This is a genomic window from Roseateles sp. P5_B10, assembly GCF_056400485.1.
The window spans coordinates 1-3,109 of the sequence record NZ_JBFULE010000630.1; the positions used below are offsets into that span (position 1 = coordinate 1).

A 3,109-nucleotide genomic window follows, 5' to 3' on the forward strand; every position below is an offset into this window, starting at 1 on the left:
GTCGGTGCGCTTTTTCGCCGACGGCCGCTACACGGCCGAGGCCTTCCGCGCCGCGCAGGTGGCTGCCGGCGCCGAGCTGGAAGAAGCGCTGACCCTGTTCCGCCCCGAGCTCTGGCAGGAAGCCCTGGGTTCCTCGGGTACGGTTGGCGCGGTGTCGCAGATCCTGGCAGCCAGCGGCAAGACCGACGGCCGCATCACGCCGGACGCGCTGCGCTGGTGCATCGCCCAATGCCTGGCGGCCGGCTCGCAGGACAAGCTGCAACTGCCTGGGCTCAAGGACGACCGCCGTCCTGTCGTCGCCGGTGGCCTGTGCATCCTCTACACGCTGCTGAACCAGTTCGGCATCGAGGAGCTGCTGCCCACCAAGGGCGCGCTGCGCCAGGGCGTCATTTTCGATCTGGTTGAGCGCCTGCAGCCCAGCGGCGCGCGCGACCCGCGGGCGGACTCCGTCGCCGAGCTGCAGGAGCGCTTTGCCGTGGACATGGCGCAGGCCGAGCGTGTGGCCAGCCAAGCCGAGCTGTTCTACCACCAGCTCACGCTCAAGCCCGCGCCTGAGCTGCTGCGCGAGTTGAGCTGGGCCGCCGCCCTGCACGAGGTCGGCATGCTGGTCTCCCACCATGACCACCACCGCCACAGCGCCTATGTCATCGCCCATGTCGACGCGGCGGGCTTCTCAACCAACCAGCTGCAGCGCCTGGCGGGCCTGGCCCTGGGCCAGCGCGGCGGCCTGCGCAAGCTGGAAGCGCAGCTGAGCGATCCCAGCTTGCTGGACCAGCTCATCGCGCTGCGCCTGGCCGTCATCCTCTGCCACGCCCGCACGGAGGCACCAGGCAGCCCCGGACTGGCGCGCGACGGCAAGCGGCTCACGCTGCAACTGCCCAAGGGCGGGTCGGCCGGCCAAGCGCGCACGCGCTTCCTGCTGAAGGAAGAGGCCGAGACCTGGGCCCGCAGCGGGCTGCTCGAACTCGTCGTGGCGTGAGCTCGCGTCGCCGGCTGCTCGCCTGCCTCGCGGCGCTCTGCATGGCGCTGCCTGCCTGGGGCGACGACGCCAGCAAATCGACCGCGATCGAAATCGACTCGTCGGACRATCCCAACGAGAGCGTCGTCTGGCTGGCCTATGCCGTCGGTCTGGCCAACTGGGCCAGCCAGAGCGGTGCGCTGGCACAGGCACCGCTGGGCATCCTGGAACCCAGCTTCGAAGGTGAGATGACCGCGCGCCGGACGCTGCTCGTCATCTGGCGGGAGATGCTGCAAAAGGCGCCCAAGTCCAGCGCCTACATGGACGCGCTGATGCGCATCGACGCGGCCGGCTATCTGCCGGAGTACGTCTGGACCGTGCACTGGCGCGGCAGCTGGAAACAGCCCCCGGCCAAGCTGCGCATCGCCGAGTTCTATGCCTGGCAGCGCCAGGAACTGATGGGCCATGTGCCGCGCACGGGCTCGCGCGTGCGCGTCGTCCTCACTCCGCCAGCGGCACCAGCCTCTGCTGCCAGCCGCTGACAGCACGACTGAGCGAACATGCCGGCTCCACACCCGGAGACCGCCATGCTCAAGACCTATACCGGCAGCTGCCATTGCAAGGCCGTGCGCTTCGAAGTCGATCTCGACCTCGCCGCCGGCACCGGCCGCTGCAACTGTTCGATCTGCTTCAAGACGCGCAACTGGAGCGCCAGCGTCAAGCCCGACGCATTCCGGCTGCTGGCCGGCGAGGACGCGCAGAGCGACTACCAGTTCGGCTCGAACAGCGTGCACAACCTGTTCTGCAAGACCTGCGGCGTGCGCTCCTATGGTCACGGCTACATCGAACAGGTCGGCGGCGCCTTCGTGTCGGTCAAGGTGAATTGCCTCGATGATGTGCCGGCCGAGGAGCTGGTCGCGGCGCCGGTGCAGTACTACGACGGCCTGCACAACAACTGGTGGAACAAGCCCGAAGAGGTTCGACACCTCTAAAGCGCATCGGGCCCCTGGACGGCGTGCAGCGTCACCTCGGGTTCGCCGTCGCGCTGGCGCCAGCGCAGCCACCACACGGCGCCCTTCTTGACGGCCCATTCCTGGTCCACGCCGGCCAGCAAATGGGCAGCCAATAGGCCCAGCGTCGGCTGGTGGCCGCAGATCAGCACCGGCTCAACCGACTTGGGCCAGCGTGAGGCCTCGATGAGGGCCGAGATCGGCGCATCGGGCGCGATCGACGGCACGATGCGCGCCTCGCGGCCCAGGGCCTCGGCTGTCTGCCGGCAGCGCAGCGCAGGGCTGACGAGCACGCGCGTCGTCGCGGCCAGGCGATGGTTGAGCCAGGCCGCCATGCGCCGGGCCTGGCGCTCGCCCTTGGGGGTCAGCGCGCGCTGCAGGTCATCCTGGCCAGGGGCGGCAATCTCGGCTTCGGCGTGGCGCCACAGGATCAGGTCCATGGCGGGTCTACCCTTCTGAATAGCGCCGCATCAGGGCCTGCTGGGCGCTGACGCCGCTGTCGCTGATGCGCGCCGAGCGGCCATCCGGGCCGAGCTGCCAGGCGTCCATGGTGTCGTGCAGATAGGGCTGCAGCGCCTCGTCGACGATGCGCTGGCGCAGGCGCGCGTCCTGCACYGGCCAGGCCACCTCGATGCGGCGGAACATGTTGCGGCTCATCCAGTCGGCGCTGGACAGGAAGAGCGCCTCGCCAGGGTCAGCCTCGGTGCCCTCTGCCCAGCGGAAATACAGCACCCGCGTGTGTTCCAGGAAGCGCCCGACGACGGAGCGCACGACGATGTTGTCGCTGATGCCCGGCAGGCCCGGCGGCAGCATGCAGGCGCCGCGCACGATGAGGTCGACCTTGGCGCCGGCCTGGGCCGTGCGCAGCAGGCCGTGGATGAGCTCGGCATCGGTCAGCGCGTTGATCTTCACGACGACGCGCGCGCCCTTGTAGCCGGCCAGGGCCGCGGCCTCCACCTGGGCCAGCAGCTCCAGCATGCGGCTGTGCATGTTGAAGGGCGCCAGCAGCATGCGTCGCAGCGCCTTGAATTTGCCCAGGGACGCAAGCTGGCGGAACACCGAATCGGCATCGGCCGTCAGGTCGGCATCGGCCGTCAGCAGGCCGAGGTCGGTGTACAGGCGCGCCGTCTTGGGGTTGTAG

General features: G+C 69.5%; 5 protein-coding genes. 3 read left to right on the forward strand and 2 right to left on the reverse strand.

Features of this window, described 5'->3' with window-relative positions:
* The 3 genes from AC1DU6_RS25070 to AC1DU6_RS25080 all read left to right on the forward strand — a co-directional run.
* Positions 1-979, forward strand: a 979-nt coding sequence (locus tag AC1DU6_RS25070; protein ID WP_477860393.1) for a Ppx/GppA phosphatase family protein, incomplete at its 5' end; no start/stop codon positions are given.
* A complete protein-coding gene (locus tag AC1DU6_RS25075; RefSeq protein ID WP_477860394.1) occupies positions 976-1,500 on the forward strand; it encodes a hypothetical protein in 525 nt (174 codons plus the stop codon). The genes AC1DU6_RS25070 and AC1DU6_RS25075, both read left to right, overlap by 4 nt.
* A gap of 45 nt (positions 1,501-1,545) precedes the next feature.
* Positions 1,546-1,950, forward strand: coding sequence for a GFA family protein (locus AC1DU6_RS25080; RefSeq protein ID WP_056198595.1), 405 nt, complete (start codon positions 1,546-1,548; stop codon positions 1,948-1,950).
* On the opposite strand, the gene sixA is transcribed toward AC1DU6_RS25080, so the two are convergent.
* Together sixA and AC1DU6_RS25090 are read right to left on the reverse strand one after the other, a co-directional pair.
* Entirely contained in the window at positions 1,947-2,408 is a 462-nt protein-coding gene (sixA, locus tag AC1DU6_RS25085) for a phosphohistidine phosphatase SixA (RefSeq protein WP_477860396.1), read from the reverse strand. The two genes, AC1DU6_RS25080 and sixA, sit on opposite strands and share 4 nt — an antisense overlap.
* Positions 2,409-2,415: 7 nt before the next feature.
* A partial coding sequence (locus AC1DU6_RS25090; RefSeq protein WP_477860398.1) for a polyphosphate kinase occupies positions 2,416-3,109 on the reverse strand: 694 nt, incomplete at its 5' end.

What these genes read in the sequence shown, in the direction of transcription:
- AC1DU6_RS25080 (WP_056198595.1), top strand. Translation starts at nt 1,546, where the DNA reads ATGCTCAAGACCTATACCGGCAGCTGCCATTGCAAGGCCGTGCGCTTC.
- sixA (WP_477860396.1), bottom strand. Translation starts at nt 2,408, where the DNA reads ATGGACCTGATCCTGTGGCGCCACGCCGAAGCCGAGATTGCCGCCCCT.